A 23,039-nucleotide genomic window follows, 5' to 3' on the forward strand; every position below is an offset into this window, starting at 1 on the left:
ACGGCGCTTTTCAGAGTGTTAAAATGAAGGGTGAACTTAATGAGGATGTGACCTAAATGCTTGGCGTATTGAATAAAATGTTTGATCCGAATAAAAGAGATTTGAAACGTCTAGAGAAGATTGCAGATAGAGTAGAAGAACATGCAACTGAAATGGAACAGCTTTCCGATGAGCAGCTGAAAGCGAAAACGGAAGAATTCCAAGAGCGGGTTGCGAACGGCGAGTCGATTGAAGACATTCAGCCGGAAGCGTTCGCGGTTGTCCGTGAAGCATCACGCCGTGTGCTTGGCATGTATCCGTTCCGTGTGCAAATCATGGGTGCGGCTGCCTTGAACGAAGGGAATATCGCGGAGATGAAGACCGGTGAAGGGAAGACGTTGACGTCAACGCTCTCGGTTTATTTGAATGCGCTTGATGGCAAGGGCGTCCATGTCGTGACGGTGAACGAATATCTTGCAAGCCGTGACGCGACGGAGATGGGCGAGCTATTCGAGTTTCTCGGAATGACGGTCGGTTTGAACTTGAACAGCCTGTCGAAAGAGGAGAAGCGTGAGGCGTATGCCGCGGACATCACGTATACGACGAACAATGAGCTCGGGTTTGACTATTTGCGCGACAATATGGTGTTGTACGACGAGCATAAAGTGCAGCGTCCTCTTCATTATGCGGTCATTGACGAAGTCGACTCGATTTTGATTGATGAAGCGCGTACGCCATTGATCATTTCAGGGCAAGCGGCGAAATCTGCGGAGCTTTACCGTTTGGCGAACCGTTTCGTCATTACGTTGAAAAAGGAAGAGGATTATTCCTATGACGAGTCGACAAAAGGTGTCGTTTTAACGGAAGCGGGTATTGAAAAGGCGGAGAAGGCGTTCAGCATCGAGAACTTGTTCGATTTGAAGCACGTCACGTTGAACCATGCCATCAACCAATCGTTGAAGGCGCATGCGAGCATGCATATCGATGTCGACTATGTCGTCCAGGAAGGCGAAGTTGTCATCGTCGATTCATTCACAGGACGCTTGATGAGCGGACGCCGCTACAGCGATGGCTTGCATCAGGCGATCGAGGCGAAGGAAGGCTTGGAAGTCCAGAACGAAACGATGACGCTAGCTACAATCACGTTCCAGAACTTCTTCCGGATGTATGACAAGCTGTCCGGAATGACAGGTACTGCGAAAACGGAAGAGGAAGAGTTCCGTAATATTTACAATATGAATGTCATCGCCATCCCGACGAACCGTCCGATTGCACGGGATGACCGTCCGGATTTGATTTATGCGTCATTGGATGGAAAATATAAAGCGGTTGCCGAGGACATCAAAGAACGGCATCAAAAAGGGCAGCCAGTGCTCGTCGGTACGGTGGCAATCGAAACGTCTGAAATCATCTCGAATTACTTGAAGAAATATGGCATTCCGCATAATGTATTGAATGCGAAAAACCATGGCCGTGAAGCTGAAATCATCTTGGAAGCCGGGCAAAAAGGCGCGGTGACGATAGCGACGAATATGGCGGGCCGTGGTACGGACATTAAGCTTGGAGAAGGCGTACAAGATGTCGGCGGACTTGCGGTCATCGGTACGGAGCGGCATGAATCCCGCCGTATCGACAACCAGCTGCGAGGACGTTCAGGCCGTCAAGGGGATCCGGGTGTGACGCAATTCTATCTGTCCCTTGAGGACGAACTGATGCGCCGGTTCGGTTCCGAGCAGATGAAAGGCATGATGACGAAGCTTGGCATGGATGATACGACGCCGATCCAATCGAAAATGGTGTCGCGTTCCGTTGAATCTGCGCAGAAACGGGTCGAGGGGAATAACTTTGATTCCCGGAAACGTTTGCTGCAATATGATGATGTACTCCGTCAGCAGCGTGAAATCATCTATAAGGAACGTAATGAAGTGCTTGCATCCGAAAATATCCGCGAGGTACTCGAAGGGATGCTTGAGAATGTCATCGACCGTGTAATTGCGATGCATGCACCTGAAGACAAAGATTCCGAGTGGAAATTGAAAGGCTTAGAGGATTTCCTCGGCGCGAACCTTCTTCCTGAAGGCCGCTTGACAGTTGCGGATATGGAAGGAAAAACCGAAGAGGAATTAAAATCAATGATTCACGACGCGGTCATTGAACGATATAATGAGAAGGAAGCCGAAATGTCCGAAGACCGGATGCGCGAGTTTGAAAAGGTCGTCCTTCTGCGGGCGATCGATTCGAAATGGACGGATCATATCGACGCGATGGACCAATTGCGCCACGGAATCCACTTACGTGCATATGGCCAGACGGATCCGCTCCGTGCGTATCAATCGGAAGGCTTTGCAATGTTCGAGGAAATGGTGACGGCAATCGAAAATGATGCCGCGAAATATGTCATGAAAGCTGAAATCCGCAACAACCTCGAGCGTGAGGAAGTAGCGAAAGGGCAGGCCGTCAACCCGAAAGAAGACGGCGAGAAAGTGACGAAGAAGCCGGTGCGCCGCTCGGTCAATATCGGCCGTAACGATCCGTGTCCATGCGGAAGCGGCAAAAAATATAAAAACTGCCACGGTAAGTAAGAACTGCCTGGCAGGTAAAGCAACAACTTGACTTCCCATCCGCAGCGCGGGATTCCGCGACTACGGATGGAAGTTTCTATTTTATTTACTTTCAGGAGGAACAACTATGATGGAATTATCCGATGTACGCAACGAGCTCGACAAAACAGCTAAGAAATTAGCGGACTTCAGGGGGTCTCTTTGACTTAGAAAACAAAGAGGCACGTATGCAGGAACTTGACGAAGTGATGCTGGAGCCGAATTTCTGGGATAACCAGGAAAACGCGCAAAAAGTCATTTCCGAATCGAATGCATTGAAGGATACCGTCGGTGAATTCAACGAACTCAACGACACGCAGGAAAACCTCGAAATGACATTGGAATTGCTTCGTGAAGAAGCCGATGAAGAATTGCAGGCAGAGCTCTTTGCCGAATTAAAAGAGTTTAAGAAAAAAATGGATGATTTTGATTTGCAAATGTTGTTAAGTGATGAATACGATAAAAGCAATGCAATCCTTGAAATCCACTCAGGCGCAGGCGGAACGGAATCCCAGGACTGGGCTTCCATGCTGCTTCGCATGTACACTCGCTGGGCTGAACACCAAGGCTTCAAAGTTGAGACGCTTGATTACCAGGCGGGCGATGAGGCTGGCGTCAAATCGGTGACACTATCGATTAAAGGTCACAATGCATACGGCTATTTGAAAGCAGAGAAAGGCGTCCACCGCCTCGTCCGGATCTCACCGTTTGATTCATCCGGCAGACGTCATACATCGTTTTCCTCAATCGAAGTCATGCCTGAATTTGACGGAGACGTCGACATCGATTTGAAAATGGAAGACGTCAAAGTCGACACATACCGTTCAAGTGGAGCAGGCGGACAGCACGTTAACACGACTGATTCAGCAGTCCGGATGACGCATATTCCGACAGGCGCAATCGTCACCTGCCAAACAGAACGTTCGCAAATCAAAAACCGTGAACGCGCTCTCAACTTATTGAAAGCGAAAATCCTCCAAATCAAACTCGAGGAAGAGGAAGCAAGACTCCTTGAAATCCGAGGCGAGCAAAAGGAAATTGGCTGGGGAAGCCAGATCCGCTCATACGTGTTCCACCCTTATTCAATGGTGAAAGACCACCGTACGAACGAGGAATCAGGAAACGTCGGCGCCGTCATGGACGGGGAAATCGATATGTTCATCAACGCCTACTTACGTTCTAGAATTTCATAATGAATTTAGAAAAAGCGCACTCCGGTGCGCTTTTTTTTATTCAGCGGGATACAAACGTCTTGTCCGGGTTATCGATCATTTTCCGAAGTATAACGATCATTTCCTAGCAGATATCGATCATTTGCGCAGACTTATCGATCATTTCCCGAAAGATATCGATCATTTCCCAACTTATATTGTCATTTCGGGACTAATGACTCACCGGAAGCGCGCCAGCATGTGCAGCAAAAATGTTTGAATTTCCGATATACGTCTATAATAAAAGATAAAGGCAAACGGGATGGGTCCACTTGGTGAAAAACTTTCCAATTTGTCATCAATTTGATAAAAATGGGCACCTTCCCTTGCGGAGTATAATCCCCATCCTTTGGTATACTAAGGGATGTAGCAGAGAACTAATGACAGGAGGAAACTACATGAAGAACAAGCTTGTAGCAATGATGTTTGGCGCGGCGCTTGTACTTGGCGCTTGTGGCGGTGGAAATAATGCAAACGACAACGGCAACGGAAACGGCGAGACAGCCGCGGTAGATGAGGACAAAGTTTTCCAAGCCAACTGTGCGACTTGTCATGGAGGCAATCTTGAAGGACGCGGAAACGCTCCGGCATTGACGAACGTCGGATCAGAGCTTTCCGAAGAGGAAATTCACGACATTATTCAAAACGGTCAGAACGGCATGCCTGGTGGTTTAATCAAAGGTGAAGAATTGGATGCAGTTACTAAATGGCTTGCAGAAAAGAAATAATTGATGCAGAAAAACGCAATGGCTCTTAACCCGGCCATTGCGTTTTTTATTCAATAAAATGGAAAAAACAGCACTGACTATTGCGCGGATATTACAAAGTAGCGCAATTCACCCACCAATTTCAATGTTTTTATCAAATGAAATACGAGTAGTTTCATAGTGAAAAAGGGAACATGGCGCATAGTATGACGATTCGCTGGCACCCCAAAATAACTATTGAATTGTGTCGGGACAAATGAAACATATCTGTAATACTTAGCAAGCCTATACATGTTATAATAAATCTGTCGGCAAAAAATGTGGAATACAATATGATTCAGGTGGTTTTTACATGATTGTGATGAAAGATGTTTATAAGAAATACCCGAACGGTGTCGTTGCTGCTAATGGCATCAACGTCGAAATCGGTCGAGGCGAGTTTGTTTATGTCGTCGGGCCGAGCGGAGCGGGGAAATCGACGTTCATTAAAATGATGTATCGCGAGGAATCCCCGACAAAAGGCGACATTATCATTAACGGCATTAATCTTGCGACGCTCCGGAGTAAGAGAGTCCCTTATTTGAGAAGGCAGATCGGCGTCGTTTTCCAAGACTTTAAACTACTTCCTAAATTGAATGTTTACGAGAATGTCGCTTTTGCGCTTGAAGTGATTGAGGAATCACCGAAGCAGATCCGCAAAAAAGTGAATGATGTATTGGCGCTTGTCGGACTAACGCAAAAGGCGAGGATGTTCCCGAACGAGTTGTCGGGCGGCGAGCAGCAACGGGTTTCCATTGCAAGATCGATCGTCAATGTCCCGAAGGTCGTCATAGCAGACGAGCCGACAGGGAACTTGGATCCGGATACATCTTGGGAAATCATGAAGATTTTTGAACAAATAAACGCGCGAGGCACGACGATTGTCATGGCCACGCATAATAAAGAGATCGTAAATACAATCAGACATCGGGTCATCGTCATCGATGGCGGAATGATCACGAGAGATGAATTTGAAGGAGTATACGGTTATGAAAGCTAGGACGATGGGGCGTCATGTCAGAGAAAGCTTGAAAAGCCTCGGCCGAAACAGCTGGATGACGTTCGCTTCTGTCAGTGCGGTTACCGTCACACTTCTGCTCGTCGGGGTGTTCATCGTCATTATGATGAACTTGAACCAATTAGCGGATAATCTAGAGAATGATGTGGAAATAAAAGTCATCACGGAACCGGCAGCAGATGTCGAGGCTGTGAAAACGTTGGAAGAGCAAGTTCGAAATACACCTGGCGTGAGCGAAGTCGTCCATGCGACAAAGGACGAAGAACTTGAGAAGATGATTAGTTCTTTCGGGGATGAATTGAACTTGTACAAGCAGAGCAACCCATTAGGGGACGCACTCTATGTGAAAGCGACCGACCCGCACAAGACGGCTGAAGTCGCTCAAAAGATTGATTCATACGACTATACATACCAAGTCGTCTACGGTGAAGGGAAAATCGAGAAATTATTCAATGTACTCAATATGAGCAGGAACATTGGAATGGTACTTATTCTTGCACTCTTATTCACTGCGATGTTCTTAATTTCAAATACGATCCGTCTCACAATTGTTGCGAGAGGACGAGAAATCGAGATTATGAAACTAGTAGGTGCAACGAACGGCTTCGTCCGGATTCCGTTTGTCCTCGAAGGGGTTTGGCTAGGCGTACTTGGATCGATTATTCCGATGGCTGTTATTTCCTTTTCGTATTACGAACTTTATTCACAATGGCAGCCAAGATTGCAAAACGAATTATTCCAACTATTGAATGCGACACCTTTCATTCTTCAGGTGAATGGCCTGCTTCTATTCATGGGCGTGTTTATCGGAGTATGGGGCAGTTTTATGTCTGTTCGCAAATTTCTTCGAGTCTAATAGGCTGTCACGAAAGAGGGGAACGCTGTAGTCCCCGTCAACAGCCTGATTGTGAACGAATCAACCTGCAGCAGTAGCTTAAAGGGGGAAATGAGAAGTTGAACAAACGTAAATGGATAGTGTCTTTTTTTGTCATCGTATTCCTGATGACCTCGGTAATGGGTCAATCAGGGGCTTTGGCAAGCACATTGAATGATTTGAAGAAGGAACAAAAGCAGAACCAACAGAAAAAGCAAAATCTGAAATCAAGTATGAACAACAAAGAAAATGCAATTAAGGCGACTGAGAATGAAATCGATAACTTCTTGAAGCAAATTAGTGCATTGAATAAGGAAATCGAAGAAACAAACGCAAACATGAACCGCATCATTGATAAGATAAACAAAACGAATGATGAAATTGATGCATTGAAGGAATCTATCAAGGATCTTGAAAATAAGATCGCTGAACGTGATGTCGTCCTTCGGGAACGGGTGCGAGCGATGCAAGTGAAGGGCAGCGATGTAAGCTATGTAGATGTCCTGCTTGGGGCAAACAGCTTTGCTGATTTCATTGATCGCTTTTCAACAGTCACGACGCTGATGGACGCAGACCGTGACATCATGCGGAGACAACAGGAAGATATCGAGCAACTTGAAGCTGAAAAAGCTCTTGTTGAAAAGAAATTGAAAGAGTTGAGCGAAAACAAGGCCCAACTTGAAAAGCTGAAAGAGAACCTGAAAGCAAGGAAAAAAGAGAAGAGTAAAGTGATTGATCAATTGGAAGCGGAGCAGGAAAGGCTTTCAAGGGAAAAGAAACAATTAGAGAAAGAATTCCACGAAGCAATTGAAGTGGATGCACAGTTGGAGAAGAAAATAATCTCCGAGCAGAAGCGAATTGCCGAAATCGCCCGTAAAGAAGCGGAACGAAAACGGAAAGCGAGAGAGGCGGCGGCGAAAGCAAAGAAACCAGGCACATTGCCGCAAGTCTCAAATGGCTTCTGGACGAGACCTGCGAATGGAACTTACTCCTCTTCGTTCGGTTGGCGGATACACCCGATCTATGGCACGAAGCGCCAGCACCGTGGAGCTGACATTGCAGCACCAATCGGAACGCCGGTCGTGGCGGCTGGGGATGGAGTCGTTTCCTATGCGGGAACAATGGGCGGCTTCGGGAATGTCATTATGATTACACATTCAACAAACGACGGTATTTTCACGACGGTCTATGCACATCTATCGAAGATCAGTGTCAGCACCGGACAAGTCGTTGACAAAGGCTCATATATCGGAGCCATCGGCAATACAGGAGCATCAACGGGTCCACACTTGCATTTCGAAATGCACGTCGGGAACTGGACTGCTTCCGGTCCAAGCGCTGTGAATCCATTGCGATATGTATCATTTTAAGTAAGAATCAGGAACTGCACCCAATCTCAATCGGTTGGAAGTGCGGTTTCTTTTTTATATATGGCGAAACTTCACAAAGACTTCCCATCTATCCGCGATACTGAAAGCAATATGCTCGCACCGTATGTATTTTTCCTTTAGCATAGCCAATATAAAGAGCAAAGGGGTTTAAGCTCGGATGACTGTCACCAAATGGTTTTCAATTGGCAATATCACAGCGCCGTCCACGTGGATCGCTCTCATCATTGCATTCGTTCTATCATATATTGCTATCCGGCTGAAGTTTGGAAAACAGACTTCAAATCGGTTCGGGGACGCAATTTTTTATGTCATCATCATATGGAAATTGTCGGTCATTCTTACCGACTTCAAGATTGTCATCAATGCGCCGTTCGCGCTTCTTTATTTCAACGGAGGGATTATCGGGTTCATCCTCGGATTGTCTTTCGTTATGTTCCGGACATGGTTTGATTGGCGGAAGAAACGGATTGACAAGGATATGCTCGTTGCCTTATTCATAGGTGCCGTGTCCGTCCAAGCCGTATTCCAAGTGATGATGGCACTGTTGAATGAAGGAAGTCTGTTCGTGCGTGTCGGAACGGCTGTCGTCTTCGTAGGGCTTATCGTTTTCATTTGGAAGAACGTCGAACAAAGCGTAAGCCATATCGTTCAGCTATCGTTGCTGTTCATGGCGGCACATGTCTTTGTTGCAGCGATCCAGCCGAAAGGGTTGATGAATCCGCCACTGCTTGTGACGATATTGATCGGCTTGTTTTTCGTGGCGCTATTCGTTAATAAATCAACATTTGAACAAACGGACGGGGGTAAGGTAGAATGAATAAAAAAGTGATCGGGTACATAATCGCTGCATTGCTCATTGGTTCGATGGTCGTGATCATGGTCAACCAGAATGTGAAGAAGGCGGATCCGATAGATAAATCGAGCGTCTTGATTGAATCGAAAGATGGTGTGGAAGGCGATGCTGCGGGAGGCACAGTCGGATTGGACTTCGGCAACCTCCCGCCGGACTTCGAATTGGCAACTTTGGATGGCAAAAAGCTCAAATTGTCCGACCTGAAAGGAAAAAAGGTTGTCCTGAATTTCTGGGCGACATGGTGCCCGCCATGCAAAGCGGAAATGCCGCATATGCAAAATTACTACCGGAATTCCGCAGAAGAAGATAATGTGGAAATCGTCGCTGTCAATTTAACGAGCAGCGAGAACCGTGGCGTGAAAGTCGTCCAAGAATTTATTGATTCATACGCGTTGACGTTCAAGATTCCTTTGGATGAAACAGGAATTGTCGGGGAAGAGTATCAAGTGTTCCAAATTCCTACGACGTATATGCTGAACACGGACGGAACCATTTCCCAAATTGTAAAAGGGCCGATGGATGAATCGACCTTGAAAACACTAATAGACGATCTTGATTGATTATAAAAGCCGGATTTCTGTTGTCGTAACAGACCGATTTCGTTCATATAGTGGACGGAGGAGGGATGTTATCGATGCGCAGAAGCCGGTTTTTAGTTTTTGCGATACTGGCGGTAATGGCGGCAGGCGTATTTCTAGTGTTGGACGGCTGCTCAGCGGATAAAGGGAATAGGGCGGATTCGGCTTTGAAAGGGGCGTTCCCGGTCATTGACGAAGCGTATAGCATCATTCAGGAGAAAGCGGTGTATCCGGTCGAAGGGGACAGGCTCATCGAAGGGGCGCTGCGCGGTATGGCGGATGTCATCGGAGATCCATATTCCACCTACCTTTCCGAGGAGGAAGCGGAGTCGCATCGGGAGTCATTGGCCGGTGAAAAGGTAGGCATCGGTGCGGAAATTACGAGGTCAGGCGGCAGGTATATCATTGTTGCACCAATCAAAGGGTCCCCTGCTGAGAAAGCGGGTCTGCAGCCTTATGACGAAATCGTCCGCATCAACGGGGAAGCGCTCGGAGGCTTGACGTTGCAAGATGTTGTCAGGAAAATCCGGGGCAAGGAAGGCACTGCATTGGAAATGACGATATACAGGCCAGACTTGAATAAGCATCTAGAACTGAAAGTGATGCGAGACGTCATACCGGTGAAAACGGTATCAGCTGAATTGATGGAAGAAAGGGGCACAAAATTCGGTTACATAGCGTTGACGATGTTCGGTGATGAAACGGCGGCCGAATGGAAAAAGGCGACCGATGAAATGATCAAAGGCGGCGCCGAGGCGCTTGTGATCGATGTGCGCGGCAATCCGGGCGGTTATTTGCGTGCCGTCGGTGAAGTTGCCGGAAGTTTATTGCAGGAAGATACGGTCTTTGCCTATATGCAAAACGTGAAAGGCGAATTGACGCCGCTCGTTGTGGAGCCTTCCGAGAAATTCAAGTTCGATGAAAAATTAAAAAAGATGCCTGTCGTCCTGCTACAGGATAAAGGTAGCGCATCGGCGAGCGAAGTGTTGAGCGGTGCATTGAAAGATTTGCGGAGGGGATTCATCATCGGACAGGTCAGTTTCGGAAAAGGGACCGTCCAAGATACGATGGAGCTGTCGAACGGCGGCGAAATGAAGTTATCCACGCATAAATGGCTGACGCCGAAAGAGACATGGATTCATGGAAAAGGAGTGCCTGCCGACCTGGAATCCGAACAGAGCAAGTTATTCACCGAGCATATCCGTTTCTCGACGGATGTCTACGCGGCAGGCGATTACCATGAAGATATCGCTTATGGACAACGGCTCCTGGCCGGCCTCGGATACAAGCTCGAACGCGATGACGGCTATTTCGACGAATCGACGGCGGTTGCCGTCCACGAATTCCGGGTCGATTCAAAAGTGTCCCCGGAGAGCATCATGGACCGTAAGTTCTTCGCCGCCATCCGCGAACGGGTCGAGGGCTATCGTAAAGACAAAGCGAACGACAAACAGCTGCAAGTGGCAATCGGTTATGTGCATCATATTTTGAATGACTGAACTACACTCCAAACTCCCTGCACTCGCAGGGAGTGTTTTTATTGAGAATAGTAGTAATTGCCTGGAAGAGAAGACTCAATTCAAAGAAAATTTATCGGCCGTCTCACACGTGAGACGTTTCTTTTGATACAATAGGGAATAATCATGTTTTCGGGGATGGGATGGTGATGGTTGATGAGTGAACAAGTACTAATGGATCTGTTACAAGCGATTGCACTATTTTTCCTGAATCCAGTTTGGTTGATTGCCATAGTGGCGGCGGTCGGGTTAGGGTACTTCCGGGTAAAGCGGGAGCGGCGCAGTTTCCTTGTGCGGCTTCACCCCGGCTTGACGGAAATGAAAAAGCTGCTTGCTGAATCGTGGCTGCCGGCGCTGATTGTATCAATCCTCATATCAGGAATCGGCTTGACCGTCGATATCGTCTGGATTGCGCTATTTTCGGCAGTCGCCATTTTATCGATGATCTCATTTTATTATCTAACAGCATCGCCGATCTATTTTGCGGCAATCGCCTTTTTCGGCTTATATGCATTCCAGCAATGGGGTCCCGACTTTGCATATCGCGGGTGGACGCCGACCGATGTCGATCTGTTCGGGGGCATGGCGTTGACGGTCCCGGTCATTGCGGGACTTTTCCTCATCGTCGAAGGGTTCCTCGTCCGTCGTCATACTACTGCTTATGCCTCTCCTTTCTTGACGAAGACGAACCGTGGATTGCGTGCAGCTGCATATAAATCCAAGCGGCTCTGGCTGTTGCCGATTTTGTTTCTCGTGCCGGGGGATTTCCTGTCGGGAATCGCGCCATATTGGCCTCAATTTACAATAGGTGCGACCGCGTTCAGTTTCCTTCCTGTACCGGTTGTAATCGGTTTTTCACAAGTCGCACGAGCGAGTTTTCCGGATGTTCTCTTCCCGAAGATTGGACAAGCACTCACCGCCATAGGTGTTGTTGTCATTGTGGTCGGCGCATTTGCATGGTGGATGCCGATCCTCGGTTGGGCAGCACTGTTGATCGGCGTTGTCGGGCGGGCGATGCTCTCAATCCTCGTCGCTGTACGGGAGCGCAAAGGAGGATTTGCGGCGGCGCCTCAATCGGCTGGCGTCATCATCGCAGGCATCTTGCCGGATTCACCGGGTGAAAAACTCGGGCTGGTTCCGGGGGAGTGCATCCGGAAGGTCAATGGCATCCAAGTTTCGAATGAAAAGGAATTGTATGATGCAATTCAAGTGAACGCGGCCCATTGCCGACTGCAAGTGATCGGCCGGGACGGTGAAGTGCGGCTAATGCAACAAGTGCTCTACCGTCATGATCATCACCGGTTAGGGCTGCTCGTTGTCCGTTAATTGAATTAAGCATAAAGGTTTGGTGAAAAATGGATATCGCCACATTGGAAACGAAATTGATGCTTGCCTTGTTCCTGCCGGGATTGCTCGTCGTGTTTTTCACGCGTGTCACGTTCCATCATTTCGTCGGGCTCGCATTGACGATTGCGCTCATCGCTGCGTCGGTGTACGCAGGGTATACGCATAACTGGATTCTGTACGCGGCGGATGCGCTTTCGCTGACGGTCGGTTTCTGGTACGCGACGCGGATGGTGAAGAAGGCGAGAAGGTTAGACAATGAAGTGGATGAATGAGTGAGGAAAGGCCGCTCCGGTTATGGGGCGGCCTTTTATTACCGTTTGTGCGCTATTTATGATCACTTGCGGAGATTTATGATCACTCGCCAAGACATACTTACATAAAAAAGCTATAAATAGCGAGTACGCCGATCGTGCCGAGGACGACTGGCATGACGCCGCCACCGAGAAAAGCGATCAGAAAGGCGGTTGCAGCACCGATGATGCCGAATAGGATGTTGCCTTCCTGGACGAAGATGATTGCCGGGAAGATGAGTGCCCCGAGTACGGCGTATGGGATATTGCTGAGGACGCCGCTGACGATCGGAGGCAGTTCCTTTCCGTCGAGGAATGTAAGTGGCACCATTCGCGGGATGTACGTGACGAGCGCCATTCCGAAGAGCATCCACCAATAGGTCGGTCCCATTATGATTCCTCCATTTCTTTCTGCAGAGCGGTAACGTTTTTGCCGCGCCGTGCATAGATAATTTCAATGAGTATCGCCGATCCAAGTGTCGAGATGAGGATCGCCCAGCCGGTTGAAAGCAGTTCGCCGATATAGATGATGCAGTGGATGGCGGCTGCAAGTGCTGCAAGCATGACGACTTTCCGATTCGCTTTCATGGCGGGCACGAGCAGGCCGATGAACATTGCGTACAATGCAATGGACATGGCGACTTGCAAGAACTCGGGCAGATTGGCGCCGACGACGTGGCCTGCTGCTGTGAAGATGACCCAGCTGCCGTAAGCGATGATTGTAACTCCGAATGCGTAGGCAGTCGGAATTTTATCTTCTTTTCCTGTTGCCAGGACGGAGAATGATTCGTCCGTGATGCCGAATGAGTAGATGGCTTTCACCCATTTCGGTGCTCGGTGCATCTTTTCATTCAGTGATGCCGTCATTAGAAAGTGCCGGATGTTGACGATGAATGTGTTGATGACAATCGTGACCGGGTCGACTCCGAATGAGATCAGATTGAGCGAGATGTATTGGGCTGCTCCGGCATAGACGAATATACTCATGGCGGTCGCCTCCATGAGTGAGAGACCAGTTGTTTTGGCGAGCAGCCCGAAAGTCAGTGCGATCGGGAAGTAGCCAATCGCGATGCTGAGTCCCGCTTTCAGGCCGGCGATGAATTGGTTTTTCATTAAGCTGTCACGTCTTTCTTGTATGTATGATTGAAATTATACTATATTTTGACGTTTTGGTGTTATTCTATAAGGGAAAAGGGAATATTCGAGAGTATATATGGAAAGCAAGTATCGAATAGGTCGATTGTTGATAGGCGAGGGTGTTGCATATGGATGAATGGATGGATGTAGATAAAATCATTGAGTTGTCAGGGCATTATAAGGCGTTAGGGCCGTTTATCGGTCTGCTGCTGCCTTTCATAGAGTCGTTTCTGCCTTTTTTACCGCTGTTTGTGTTCGTGTTTGCGAATGCAGGTGCATATGGGCTCTGGTTTGGATTCATTCTGTCGTGGGCGGGCACTGTTGCGGGTTCGTATGTGGTGTTTTTAATTATAAGAAAGTATGGGCGCAGCCGCTTTTTGCGTTTTTTGACGAGGCATAAGCGTGTGCAGCAGTTGATCGGCTGGGTGGAGCGGAACGGGTTCGCGCCGTTGTTTTTACTCATCTGTTTTCCGTTTACGCCTTCCGCTTTGGTGAATCTCGTAGCGGGCTTGTCGAATATGAAGAAGAAGAGCTATTTGTTTATTTTGATGGCGGGTAAATTTGTGATGATTTTCACGATCAGTTTCATCGGGTATGATTTGAAAGCGTTGTTGACGCAACCATTGCGGACGGGGATCGTCGTTGGGATCATCGTTCTTCTTTGGGCAGTTGGCAAGTGGCTTGAGAAGCGGCTTGATCGGAAAGTGGAAGAGGAATCCAGTACGATTTTCAAAGAGGAAGATGAAGATTAAGCGAGCGGTTATGCGTGAATTTCTTCGTTTATGCGTGATATATTGGATTTATGCGCGATTCTAGCGTTTTATGCGTGAATGAAGAGATTTATGAGCTTTACTAGTGACTTATGCGTGAATAAACCGATTTATGCGTTTTTTGAATGTTTATAGATGAATCATTAACCGCGGGAGGTATTATATTCTCGCGTTTCGCTTGTCGCGCTGGATGCATTTTACAAATCAATGGTACTACTATGTTAATAGTTCCTGTCCTCCTTATCTTTCGGTACAATGAAAGGAAGGAAGATAGGAATTTTCATTTGAAAGGGGGAGAGTGCCGTGACATTGCGGTTTGTGACCGGGAGAGCCGGGACAGGGAAGACGACGGTCATTGAGCGGGAGATTGCCGCTGAGCTTGAACGGGAGCCACTGGGACCGGCAGTCATTCTGATCGTGCCTGATCAGATGTCGTATTCCATGGAGCTGAGCTTATCGGTGAACTTCGGCCTGAATGGCTTGATCCGAGCTCAAGTATCAACTTTCAAGCGGCTTGCGTGGCGTGTGCTGCAGGAGACGGGCGGCATTACGCGGAAGGAAGTCGACGGGTTCGGCTACAGGATGCTCGTCCGGAGCGTATTGGAAGAGAACCGGGAAGAGCTGAAGCTGTTCAAGCAGGCTGCGAATAAGAGAGGCTTCACGGAAAGAATCGGCGATCTTATGAAGGAGTTCAGCCGCTATTGCCTTGACCGGGAAACGTTGGCCGAATTCCGCCAGCAGCTGGCCGTTGCCGACGCCCCGCGCACTTTGCAGGACAAGGTGAGCGATCTGTCATTACTTGTATCAAAGATCGAGGAACGTCTCGGTACGTCCTATGTCGATAGCGAGGGACATTTGGCGTTGTTGACGTCCCAGATAAAGCACTCGGAACTTATAAAAGGCGCAGAGATTTATATAGATGGATTTGAGAGTTTCACGGCAAGGGAATATGAAATCATTACGGAACTGATGAAGCATGGGAATCGGGTGACGGTCGTCTTGCCGATGGAATCCGATTTGTCGGGACATGCAGATCATGAACTGTTTTTCAATCCTGTCCGTACATCAATGAAGCTCCGGGAGATTGCTCGCAATGAATCAGTCGAAATCGAAGAGGGGATCCATTTGGAACAGCCCCTCCGATTCAATAATGACGAGCTTCGCCACTTCGAGAACGAGTTCGAAAAATATCCGCCGAAGGAAAGACCTTCCGTTGGGGCGGTTTCATTGATCGAAGCGACGGATCGACGGGCGGAAATCCATGCGGTGGCAAGGAATATCCGCGAACTCGTCATGAAGGGCGGACGATATAAGGAAATCTCGATTTTATACCGGCAGCCTGACAAATACGATGAGCTCATTGAAACGATATTTTCACAATACGATATCCCGGTGTTCATCAGCCGGAAAAAGCCGATGCTCCATCATCCCCTCATCGAGTTTTCAAGGTCTGTCCTGGAAGCTGTTACATCGGGCTGGACATATGAATCGATATTCCGCGCGGTTAAGACAGATCTGTTCTTTCCGCATCGGGAAGATAAGCTGCTTTGGCGTGAGCGGGCGGACCGTCTCGAAAACTACGTGCTTGCCAATGGGCTCTATGGCAATCGATGGTTCGATGAAGCAAGATGGAAAGTGAAGCGGTATCGCGGGCTGGAATTGCATACGACTGTGCAGACCGATGAGGAACTTGCGCTCGAGCGGGAGTTGCATCTGATCCGGGACCTGATCCGAGAGCCGCTTGCGCAATTGGAAGGCAGGCTGAAACGTTCGAAAAGTGGCCGCGATGTCGCGGAAGCGCTGTTTTTATTCATGGAATCGCTGCAAGTATTCGATAAGATCATTGATTTGCGCGCTGATGAAGAGCGTGCGGGCCGCCTGCTGAACGCGACGGAGCATGAACAGGCTTGGAATTCATGGATCAATGTCCTTGACCAGTTTGTCCTCATGTTCGGGGATAAGGAGATGGATCTTAAGGAAGCTGCGCGGATCTTGGATGAAGGGTTCGATACGCTCGAGTTCACGCGCATTCCGCCATCGCTCGATCAAGTGACAGTGACGACGATCGAGCTTGCGAGTCTCATGGAAATTGAAGTGGGATTTGTCATCGGCGTCAATGACGGTGTTTTACCTCAACGGATTGACTCGGAAGGGCTCTTGTCGGACTCGGACAGGGAATGGTTTGCGATGAGCGGCATCGAGCTTGCTCCATCCTCTAAAATGAAGCTTATGGATGAATCCTATATGGCCTACCGGGCATTCACATCGTCGAGGGACAAGTTTTTCATTTCCTATCCGATCGCGGACGAAGAAGGGAAATCATTGCTGCCATCGCTTTATATCTCGCGCATACAGCAGGTTCTGCCGGGGATCGGGCTGCAGTTGGCAGTGACGGATCCGTCCGAATTGCTGAATGAAGAAGAGCAGGCCGATTATATACTCCACCCTCGAACTGCGCTTCCGTACGTATCGATGAAAGTGAAGGAAGCGGAGCAGACCGGCGAGCTTGCAGCCGAATGGCGGGCGGTTCTCGCTTATTACGAGGATGATCCTTTATGGTCTTCGGTCCTTCAATACATTACGAAGCCGATGCATGACCGCAATGAAACGGAGCGGCTTACGCCAGCTATTACGGAAGGCTTGTATGGCAAGACGTTCGTATCAAGCGTTTCACGGATCGAATCGTATTACAGCTGTCCGTTCCAACATTTCGCTTCGTATGGACTCGGCTTGCAGGAACGGATGGAATTCACACTTGAAGCGCCGTCGATCGGGGATTTATTCCACGCCGCGCTGAAATGGGTATCCGATGAAATGAACCGGACAGGCAGGTCATGGACGGAGTTATCTAAGGAGCAATGCTGGCAATTGGCGAGGGACGCGATGGAGCATATTACGCCGATGTTCTTTAACCGCATTCTATTGTCAACGAGCCGCTATCATTACATCCGCCGAAAATTGACGCATATCGTGATGCGAACGATTTTTGCACTTGGCAAACAGTCGACAAAGAGCATGTTCCGCCCGATTGCAATCGAAGCGGCGTTCGGACCGGGGGAGCAATTGCCGCCTCTTGAAATTCCGCTGCGCCGGGGCAATCAAATGAATTTACGCGGCAGGATTGACCGGGTTGATGCGACCGAAATCGACGGAAAGAATTATGTGCGCATCGTCGACTACAAATCGTCCTCGAAACAGCTCGATCTGACCGACGTCTATTACGGCATCTCCTTGCAGATGCTGACGTACCTCGATGTCGCCGTCGAACATGCGGAGGAGTGGATCGGCTTCAAGGCGGATCCGGCGGGTGTGCTCTATTTGCATGTCCATAACCCGATGATCCGTACGGAGCTTGAGATGACAGAGGATTTAATTGAAGAAGAGATTTTGAAATCGTATAAAATGAGGGGCTATTTGCTGGATGACCCCGAAGTCGTCATGGGGATGGATGCACAGCTCGGCAAGACGTCGACTGTCATTCCGGCTGCATTGAAGACGGACGGGACGTTTACGAAAGCTTCGAAAGTGTTGTCGACGGATGATCTGCAAATCGTCCGCAAGTTTGTGAGGCAGAGACACCGGCAGGCAGGGGACGGGATGCTTGCGGGGGATGCGCGCGTGTATCCGTACCGTTTGAAGGATAAGATGCCTTGCCAATATTGCTCGTACCGTTCGGTGTGTCAGTTTGACCCGACAGATCCCGAGCAGAAATACAGGCATTATGACAGCCTGAACCCGGAAGAATCCCTTGAAAAGATGCGGAAGGATGTGAATGAAGATGGACATTCCAGTTAAACCGGCGGACGTTACGTTCACGGATGCCCAGTGGAAGGCGATCTGGGCAACGGGGAAAGATGTGCTCGTGTCAGCTGCGGCAGGCTCCGGGAAGACGAAGGTGCTCATTACACGGATGATCGAAAAAGTGTTAAGTGAACATAGTCCGATCGATGTGGATGAACTGCTCGTCGTCACGTTCACAAACGCTGCGGCTGCGGAAATGCGCCACCGGATGGCGGAAGCGTTGGAAGAGGCAATTGCCGCTAATCCGGACTCCATTCATTTGCGCAGGCAGCTGAGTCTGTTGAATAAAGCGCAGATTTCCACATTGCACTCCTTCTGTCTGAACGTTGTTCGCCAATATGCATATTTGATCGACATAGATCCGGGGTTCCGCATCGCAGATAGCACGGAAGCGGCATTGCTGCGGGACGATACAATCGGTGAAGTGCTGGAGGATGCTTATAATGCAGAGAATCCGGAAGCGATGTACCGGCTTGCGGACAGCTTCACATCGGACAGGAACGACCAGTCGATCGAGACGCTGATTGACAGGCTGTACGACTATTCGCGGGTGCATCCTTCTCCGGAAAGATGGCTCCGGATGATCCCGATGCAATATGAACTCGATGATGAAGTGACAATTGACGAGCTTGATTTCATCGGTCCGTTGAAGACGGCGATCCGCCACACGCTCGAGGAAGCAATCCATCTGACAGAGGATATGAAGCGGATCGCATTGATGCCGGAAGGTCCCGAACCGTTAGCTGCGACAGCCGACGCTGATCTGCAATGGATAAGGGAAGCGAAGCGCAGGATTGAAGAGGGGACTTGGGAAGATACGTATGCGTTCTTCGGCTCTCTCACATGGGTGAAGGCAGGCACGATCCGAAAGAACACTTGCGATGAGGAATTGGCAAAACGGGCGAAAGCGCTCCGCGATTCCGTAAAGAAAATCGTAAATTCATTGAAAGAATCGTATTTTACAAGGACACCGAAGCGCCTATTGGACGAAATCCGTCTAATGGCACCGATGATGCACACGCTTGTCGGGCTCGTCATCGAATTCGGGAAGAGATATGGCGACGTAAAGATGGATCGCGGTCTTGTCGACTTTTCGGATTTGGAACATTTTGCATTGCAGATTCTTGCCATGGAGAAGGACGGGGAACTTGTACCGTCCGACATCGCAGTTGATTATTTAAACAGATTTGCGGAAGTCCTTGTCGATGAATACCAGGACGTCAATCTGCTGCAGGAAGCAATCATCCAATTAGTGAAGCGCGGCAGCGAGTCGGACGGGAATCTGTTCATGGTCGGCGACGTGAAGCAGTCGATTTATCGTTTCAGACTGGCGGAACCAGGGTTATTTCTTGGGAAATATAATCGTTTTATGTCGGATGATGGCGAAAATGGGCTAAAAATCGACTTGAATGCTAACTTCCGGAGCCGGAAGGAAGTGTTGGACGCGACAAATTTCATCTTTTCTCAAGTGATGGGGGAACGGGTCGGCGAAGTCGAGTACGATGAAGCCGCCGCATTGAAATATGGTGCCCGTTATCCGGATAAGGAGTCCCCGGCTGCATTGACGTTACTGTATGAAGCTGACGAAGAGGACATGGAAGACGAAGCGACAGAGCTGACAGGGCAAAGTTTGAAAAGCTCGCAGGCGGAAGCAAGATATATGATCCGGAGAATCAAAGAGCTGATGGCTTCGGGCGCTGAAGTGACGGATGCGTTCACGGATAAACGGCGACCGCTCGAATACCGGGATATCGTCATTCTAATGCGCTCGATGACATGGTCGGGAGAAATAGCGGAAGAGTTCAAGCTTGCGGGCATCCCAATCTACGCAGAATTGTCGCGCGGTTATTTCGAGGCGATCGAAGTGATGATCATGCTAAACACGCTGCGAGTCATCGACAATCCGTATCAGGATATTCCGCTCGCCTCTGTCCTTCGTTCACCGTTTGTCGGCATGACGGAAAACGAGTTGGCGCAAGTCCGGCTAACGGCGAAAAACAAACCATTCTACGAGGCGCTGAAATTGTTCATGGCAACGGGCGGGGCGGGGATTGCTGCAGAAACGCAAGTGAAAATGCAACGGTTCTTCCTCATGTTCGAGGATTGGCGCAATCTTGCTAGACGCGGTTCATTATCTGAGCTCATTTGGCAAGTGTATGCCGATACGCACTATTATGAAATGGTCGGCGCAATGCCGAACGGGAAGCAGCGGCAGGCGAATTTACGCGCACTGCATGACCGTGCCATCGATTATGAAAAGACGTCATTCCGCGGGCTTTTCCGCTTCCTCCGGTTTATCGACCGGATGCAGAAACGAGGAGATGATCTTGGCGCTGCCCGTTTCGTCAGCGAGACGGAGGATGTCGTCCGGATTATGACAATCCACTCATCGAAAGGGCTCGAATTCCCGTACGTGTTCGTCGCGGGGGCGGGCAGGCAGTTCAATAAGATGGACTTCAATGAACCTTACTTATTCGACCAGCATTTCGGTCTGGCGGTGAAGGCGATTGACCCTGAATTGCGCATTACATACACATCCCTCCCATTCCTAGCGATGAAAGAGAAGAAGGAGCTTGAAATGCGGGCGGAGGAAATGCGCGTGCTGTATGTAGCGATGACGAGGGCGAAAGAGCATCTTGAATTGATTGCCACCGTCAAGGATATTGAAAAGGCGATCGGCAGCTGGCAAGACGCGCAGCTGATCGAGGCGGGCGAAATGCTGCCAGAATATACACGATCGCGCGCAAACGGTTATTTGGATTGGATCGGGCCGGCCATCGCACGCCATCCGGATTTCGAGAAATTCGGTTTCATGTATGGAGGCCGTCCGGTTGACGATCCTTCTAAATGGGAAATCGCAGCGTATCCAGTCTCTTCATTCCTGATGACGGAAGAACAGGAGGAAGAATCTGTCGATAGACCTGTGCCGACAACGACCGAAACTGTCATCGACGCGGATTGGTCCGATGAGGTGAAACGGAGATTCGACTATGTCTATCCGTTCATGGCTTCCGTTGAAAAGCGCTCCAAGCAGACGGTGAGCGACCTGAAAAGGGTGGCGCTGCTCGAAATGGAACCGGACTTCGACGACTTCTTCTCGACGAAGGATGATGAAGTGAGCACTCCTTATTTACATGACCGCCCTGCATTCATGCAGTCAAGGGCGTTATCGCGGGCGGAAATTGGTACTGCGATGCATACGATCATGCAGCATATCGATCTGTCGAAGACCCATACAGTCCAAGACGTGGATCGGTTCGTCACGGAGTTGACGGCGCGCCAATTATTGACGATGGAAGAAGCGAATGCAGTCGATGAAAGGGCGGTCGTCCGATTCTTCGAGACGCCGCTTTACAAGAGGATGTCCGGATCTCCAAGAATGCTCAAGGAAGTGCCGTTCACGTATGCATTTAACGCAAATGACGGAGATCACCAGATTTTACAAGGGATTGCCGACTGCCTGTTTGAAGAAAAAGATGGATGGGTGCTGCTCGATTATAAGACAGACAGGATCCGTGGAAGATTCCGGTCCGAAGAAGAGATTCAAGCTGAAATGCAAAAGCGGTACGGCATCCAATTGAGTCTTTATAAAAAAGCGGTCGAATCGATCGCGGGAATCAAAATAAAAGAAATGGTCCTCTATTTGTTTGACGGGGCGAGGATTATGCATGTTCAGGAGGAATCGGTTTGAATGTAACACCAACGATTGGAAATCGCATTGAAGCGTTGGATACGTTGAGGGGCTTTGCGCTCCTCGGCATATTCATCGTAAATATGCTCACTTTCCATTCACCTTATTTTTATATCGATGCCCATTCGTACTTCAGTACGCCGAGTGATGTGGCATCTTACAAACTGATCAATATTTTTGTGGAAACAAGTTTTTATCCAATTTTCGCAATGCTATTCGGGTATGGATTGAATATGCAATACGAAAAAGCGATTGCGAATGGTACGTCTTACGTGCCGATGATGGCGAGGCGGCTTGCGATCCTTATGGGATTCGGCCTGATCCATGCGCTGTTCATCTGGTCGGGTGATGTTTTATTCACCTATGCGCTCATGGGCTTCATCATGCTCGCGGTCGTTCGCGTACCGAAGAAATGGCTGCTATGGATTGCGCTCATCGTCTATATGCTTCCGACCTTACTTGTTATCGGCGGCATCTATTTGCTGGAGAAGCTTAATCCTAACCAGTTAATGGAAGGGTTCGTAGACATCCAACGGATCGAATTGGCGATTACGGCGTATGCGCACGGGTCTTACGGCGAAGCGCTCGTTTTCCGAATGACGGAATGGCTCCTCATCGGATTGTCGGGTTCCTTCCTAGGCGTCTTCATGGTGTTGCCATTAATCATGCTAGGAGCCGCGTTCTCAAAGTGGAAGCTGTTTGAACAGGCGGCGGAATTGAAAGGCAAAATTGCTATAGTCGGCCTCATCGCTCTTGCGGTCGGTATTTTCATTAAGTCATGGCCGTATATGGACGGATTTGCCTACCATAATACACTGATCCAGCAGCTGATTGGCGGACCAATTTTGGCGATTGGCTATGCATCTGTCATTATCCTGCTCTGTCAATTGCCTGTTTTCCGAAAGATCTTCCGGCCGATTTCAAAAGCGGGGCGCATGTCATTGACGACATACTTGATGCAATCAATCATTGCAACTCTCCTATTCTACGGTTACGGCTTCGGACTGTATGGAAAAGTGGATTTAGAGACAGGAACAATGATTGCTGTCGGCATTTTTGCCATCCAAGTCATCTTCGCCGAGCTCTGGTTGTTGAAATTCCGGATGGGCCCTTTCGAATGCCTTTGGCGAAAAGGGACGTATGGGAAAAACATGACGAAAATAGAGGAGAAAGGGCAAGCTTTGTAGAAATATAGTTATGTACCTAGAGAATGTTTAATTGAATGAAAAGGTTATC

17 protein-coding genes are annotated in these 23,039 nt (G+C 48.9%); 15 read left to right on the forward strand and 2 right to left on the reverse strand.

What is annotated here, in order from left to right; genetic code table 11:
* The first annotated feature begins 56 nt into the window (after positions 1-56).
* The 11 genes from secA (at position 57) to M3191_RS11600 (ending at position 12,386) form a co-directional block, all read left to right on the forward strand.
* Positions 57-2,561 carry a preprotein translocase subunit SecA gene (gene secA / locus M3191_RS11550; protein WP_251700540.1) on the forward strand — a complete coding sequence of 835 codons (2,505 nt, stop codon included), beginning with the start codon at positions 57-59 and terminating at the stop codon, positions 2,559-2,561.
* A gap of 109 nt (positions 2,562-2,670) precedes the next feature.
* A protein-coding gene (gene prfB / locus M3191_RS11555) for a peptide chain release factor 2 (RefSeq protein ID WP_251700698.1) occupies positions 2,671-3,772 on the forward strand; the annotation gives its coding sequence in 2 pieces (ribosomal slippage) (positions 2,671-2,742 and positions 2,744-3,772; 1,101 coding nt in all).
* A 416-nt stretch (positions 3,773-4,188) separates the two neighbouring features.
* Positions 4,189-4,518 carry a cytochrome c551 gene (cccB, locus tag M3191_RS11560; protein WP_251700541.1) on the forward strand — a complete coding sequence of 110 codons (330 nt, stop codon included), beginning with the start codon at positions 4,189-4,191 and terminating at the stop codon, positions 4,516-4,518.
* A 331-nt stretch (positions 4,519-4,849) separates the two neighbouring features.
* On the forward strand, positions 4,850-5,536 hold the full coding sequence (ftsE, locus tag M3191_RS11565) for a cell division ATP-binding protein FtsE (protein ID WP_251700542.1): 687 nt from the start codon (positions 4,850-4,852) through the stop codon (positions 5,534-5,536).
* Entirely contained in the window at positions 5,526-6,410 is an 885-nt protein-coding gene (gene ftsX / locus M3191_RS11570) for a permease-like cell division protein FtsX (protein ID WP_251700543.1), read from the forward strand. Before ftsE ends, ftsX begins: the two co-directional genes overlap by 11 nt.
* A 98-nt stretch (positions 6,411-6,508) precedes the next feature.
* Positions 6,509-7,798: a murein hydrolase activator EnvC family protein gene (locus M3191_RS11575; RefSeq protein WP_251700544.1), complete on the forward strand. Its 1,290-nt coding sequence runs from the start codon at positions 6,509-6,511 to the stop codon at positions 7,796-7,798.
* Positions 7,799-7,976: 178 nt separating this feature from the next.
* Positions 7,977-8,636, forward strand: coding sequence for a hypothetical protein (locus M3191_RS11580; RefSeq protein ID WP_251700545.1), 660 nt, complete (start codon positions 7,977-7,979; stop codon positions 8,634-8,636).
* Positions 8,633-9,232, forward strand: a complete 600-nt coding sequence (locus tag M3191_RS11585) for a redoxin domain-containing protein (protein ID WP_251700546.1) — start codon at positions 8,633-8,635, stop codon at positions 9,230-9,232. Before M3191_RS11580 ends, M3191_RS11585 begins: the two co-directional genes overlap by 4 nt.
* Positions 9,233-9,306: 74 nt before the next feature.
* The gene (locus M3191_RS11590) at positions 9,307-10,749 is read left to right on the forward strand and encodes a S41 family peptidase (RefSeq protein ID WP_251700547.1); all 1,443 of its coding nucleotides are present in this window, start codon (positions 9,307-9,309) and stop codon (positions 10,747-10,749) included.
* Between the two features lie 174 nt (positions 10,750-10,923).
* A complete protein-coding gene (locus tag M3191_RS11595) occupies positions 10,924-12,093 on the forward strand; it encodes a PDZ domain-containing protein (RefSeq protein ID WP_251700548.1) in 1,170 nt (389 codons plus the stop codon).
* Between the two features lie 29 nt (positions 12,094-12,122).
* Complete coding sequence (locus tag M3191_RS11600) at positions 12,123-12,386, forward strand: CsbA family protein (RefSeq protein ID WP_285853337.1); 264 nt, start codon at positions 12,123-12,125, stop codon at positions 12,384-12,386.
* Positions 12,387-12,486: 100 nt separating this feature from the next.
* On the opposite strand, the gene M3191_RS11605 is transcribed toward M3191_RS11600, so the two are convergent.
* Positions 12,487-12,795 (reverse strand): AzlD domain-containing protein, encoded by a 309-nt coding sequence (locus M3191_RS11605; protein ID WP_251700549.1) that lies wholly within the window; start codon positions 12,793-12,795, stop codon positions 12,487-12,489.
* Positions 12,795-13,517 carry an AzlC family ABC transporter permease gene (locus M3191_RS11610; RefSeq protein WP_251700550.1) on the reverse strand — a complete coding sequence of 241 codons (723 nt, stop codon included), beginning with the start codon at positions 13,515-13,517 and terminating at the stop codon, positions 12,795-12,797. The genes M3191_RS11605 and M3191_RS11610 overlap by 1 nt, the downstream gene beginning before the upstream one ends.
* 152 nt (positions 13,518-13,669) lie before the next feature.
* On the opposite strand from M3191_RS11610, the gene M3191_RS11615 reads away from it, so the two are divergent.
* The 4 genes from M3191_RS11615 (at position 13,670) to M3191_RS11630 (ending at position 22,990) form a co-directional block, all read left to right on the forward strand.
* Positions 13,670-14,293, forward strand: a complete 624-nt coding sequence (locus M3191_RS11615) for a TVP38/TMEM64 family protein (protein WP_251700551.1) — start codon at positions 13,670-13,672, stop codon at positions 14,291-14,293.
* Between the two features lie 321 nt (positions 14,294-14,614).
* A complete protein-coding gene (addB, locus tag M3191_RS11620; protein WP_251700552.1) occupies positions 14,615-18,106 on the forward strand; it encodes a helicase-exonuclease AddAB subunit AddB in 3,492 nt (1,163 codons plus the stop codon).
* Entirely contained in the window at positions 18,084-21,803 is a 3,720-nt protein-coding gene (gene addA, locus M3191_RS11625) for a helicase-exonuclease AddAB subunit AddA (RefSeq protein WP_251700553.1), read from the forward strand. Before addB ends, addA begins: the two co-directional genes overlap by 23 nt.
* On the forward strand, positions 21,800-22,990 hold the full coding sequence (locus M3191_RS11630; RefSeq protein WP_251700554.1) for a DUF418 domain-containing protein: 1,191 nt from the start codon (positions 21,800-21,802) through the stop codon (positions 22,988-22,990). Before addA ends, M3191_RS11630 begins: the two co-directional genes overlap by 4 nt.
* Positions 22,991-23,039 lie beyond the last annotated feature (49 nt).

Source organism: Sporosarcina luteola (genome assembly GCF_023715535.1).
Classification (GTDB): Bacteria; Bacillota; Bacilli; order Bacillales_A; family Planococcaceae; genus Sporosarcina; species Sporosarcina luteola_B.

What these genes read in the sequence shown, in the direction of transcription:
- ftsX (WP_251700543.1), top strand. Translation starts at nt 5,526, where the DNA reads ATGAAAGCTAGGACGATGGGGCGTCATGTCAGAGAAAGCTTGAAAAGC.
- M3191_RS11580 (WP_251700545.1), top strand. Translation starts at nt 7,977, where the DNA reads ATGACTGTCACCAAATGGTTTTCAATTGGCAATATCACAGCGCCGTCC.
- M3191_RS11600 (WP_285853337.1), top strand. Translation starts at nt 12,123, where the DNA reads ATGGATATCGCCACATTGGAAACGAAATTGATGCTTGCCTTGTTCCTG.
- secA (WP_251700540.1), top strand. Translation starts at nt 57, where the DNA reads ATGCTTGGCGTATTGAATAAAATGTTTGATCCGAATAAAAGAGATTTG.
- addA (WP_251700553.1), top strand. Translation starts at nt 18,084, where the DNA reads ATGAAGATGGACATTCCAGTTAAACCGGCGGACGTTACGTTCACGGAT.
- M3191_RS11605 (WP_251700549.1), bottom strand. Translation starts at nt 12,795, where the DNA reads ATGGGACCGACCTATTGGTGGATGCTCTTCGGAATGGCGCTCGTCACG.
- cccB (WP_251700541.1), top strand. Translation starts at nt 4,189, where the DNA reads ATGAAGAACAAGCTTGTAGCAATGATGTTTGGCGCGGCGCTTGTACTT.
- M3191_RS11615 (WP_251700551.1), top strand. Translation starts at nt 13,670, where the DNA reads ATGGATGAATGGATGGATGTAGATAAAATCATTGAGTTGTCAGGGCAT.
- M3191_RS11610 (WP_251700550.1), bottom strand. Translation starts at nt 13,517, where the DNA reads ATGAAAAACCAATTCATCGCCGGCCTGAAAGCGGGACTCAGCATCGCG.
- M3191_RS11590 (WP_251700547.1), top strand. Translation starts at nt 9,307, where the DNA reads ATGCGCAGAAGCCGGTTTTTAGTTTTTGCGATACTGGCGGTAATGGCG.
- M3191_RS11595 (WP_251700548.1), top strand. Translation starts at nt 10,924, where the DNA reads ATGAGTGAACAAGTACTAATGGATCTGTTACAAGCGATTGCACTATTT.
- ftsE (WP_251700542.1), top strand. Translation starts at nt 4,850, where the DNA reads ATGATTGTGATGAAAGATGTTTATAAGAAATACCCGAACGGTGTCGTT.
- M3191_RS11585 (WP_251700546.1), top strand. Translation starts at nt 8,633, where the DNA reads ATGAATAAAAAAGTGATCGGGTACATAATCGCTGCATTGCTCATTGGT.